Here is a 1,611-nt window from a genome sequence, read left to right as displayed (position 1 = left end):
TGCACGAGCTTGGGATCGATGCCGCTCTTGTCGATGAGGTTGTAGTCGAGCTTTTCGAAAAGCCCTTCCTTCGAGCCGCGCGCGCATTCGTCGGCGCCGAGCTCGGTGATGTCCCACTTCACCGCGTTGCCTGTCACCTGCAGGCGCACGTCATCGAGACCGTTGGTGGTGTCTTCCTTGATGGTGATGCCGAGCGCATCGGCGGTCGGCTTGAAGAAGGCCTTGGCCTGCGCCTCCTGATAGGTGCCGCCCCATGAGGCGACGGTAATGGTGTCGCCTGCCGCGGCGGGCGCCGTGACCGTGGCCATGAGGCCCGCTATGGCAACGACGCTAATGCCTTTGGAGCTGTTCATTTCGGATCTCCAACCGGTGTTCCCATTGTTTTTGATTTCGCATGCGATGTTGTATACAATTTTGAGTGTAGCTCGGGGATCAGCGAAGTCAACACCGCTCGGCGGGGCCTTGGGGCCACCGACCCGGGGCCGGGGAATGGCAAAACGCGCCGATTTTGAATACAGCTACGCGCGAAACACATCGATTTCCGGCACGGACCGGAGACTGGATACGGAACTTGGCCAAGGAAACAAACAACACGCTGCGCGACTCGGTCTATTCCGCGCTCAAGGCAATGATCGTGACCGGCCAGATCCCGCCGGGCGCGCGCGTCACCGAGAGCGACATTGCGGCAAAGCTGAATGTCAGCCGCACGCCCGTGCGCGAGGCCTTCAACCGCCTCGAGCGCGACGGGTTGGTCACCGGCCGGCCGCGGCAGGGCTACGCCGTCACCGAGTTCGACATAAACATGTTCCGCGAGGCCTTCGACATCCGCGAACTGCTCGACGGCCACGCCACCGAACTGGCGGCGGCTGCGGCCACCGAGAAAGACAAGGCGCGGCTGCGCGCCATGCTGGCCGAATGCGAGAGGCTGGCCGCCATTGCGGATCGAACCACAAGGGAAAAATTCCAGGAGCTTGAAGTCGGCATCGATCTGCACCGCGTCATCGCCGAAATCAGCGGCAATGCCATGCTGCACGGCATGCTGTGCGGCATCCTCGACAGGTGCCAGCACTATGTCTGGACGGAACTGCTGTGGCTCGACGAATGGAAGATCGCCCGCGACGAGCATGCCGAGATCGTCGAGGCGATCTGCGCCGGCGACGCCAAGCGCGCCGGCGCCCTGGCGCGCGACTACGCACAGCTCGGCGGCCGCACGCTGATCGCCGGAAAACCTTATGCGCCGGTCTATGATGTGGCGATGAAGGAGGTGGCGGAGATCCTTGGACGGCCGGGCGAGCGCCGCCAGGTGCTGGCCATCGGCGACGGCATGCTGACCGATATCAAGGGCGCGGCCGACAACGGTTTCGACGTTCTCTATGTCTCAGGCGGCATTCATGCCCGCGACTATGGCGATGCATCGCAACCGGATCCCGCAAGGCTCGCCGCGTTTCTTGACAGGCACGGCTATCATCCAGTGGCCGTCATTCCCAGGCTGCGGTAGATGGCGATGGACGCTTTCCAGCACCTTTCGGCAACCGCTCCGCTGCCCGCCGATTTGCGCGGCGGCGTTGTCGCGATCGGCAATTTCGACGGTGTCCATCGCGGTCATCAGGC

At 63.3% G+C, this 1,611-nt stretch carries 1 protein-coding gene and 2 pseudogenes; 2 read left to right on the top strand and 1 reads right to left on the bottom strand.

The features are described from left to right. Positions 1–353, bottom strand: a pseudogene (locus FJ980_RS30940) (ABC transporter substrate-binding protein); the annotation flags it as partial. 209 nt (positions 354–562) lie between these two features. On the opposite strand from FJ980_RS30940, the gene FJ980_RS35610 reads away from it, so the two are divergent. Further along, positions 563–1,498: an FCD domain-containing protein gene (locus tag FJ980_RS35610; RefSeq protein WP_246676636.1), complete on the top strand. Its 936-nt coding sequence runs from the start codon at positions 563–565 to the stop codon at positions 1,496–1,498. A gap of 6 nt (positions 1,499–1,504) precedes the next feature. Next, positions 1,505–1,611 (top strand): annotated as a pseudogene (locus tag FJ980_RS30930) (bifunctional riboflavin kinase/FAD synthetase); the annotation flags it as partial.

Source organism: Mesorhizobium sp. B1-1-5, from assembly GCF_006443065.1.
Taxonomy (GTDB): Bacteria; Pseudomonadota; Alphaproteobacteria; order Rhizobiales; family Rhizobiaceae; genus Mesorhizobium.
Note: the sequence above shows the minus strand (reverse complement) of the source record. Positions and strands in the feature narration are given on the sequence as shown.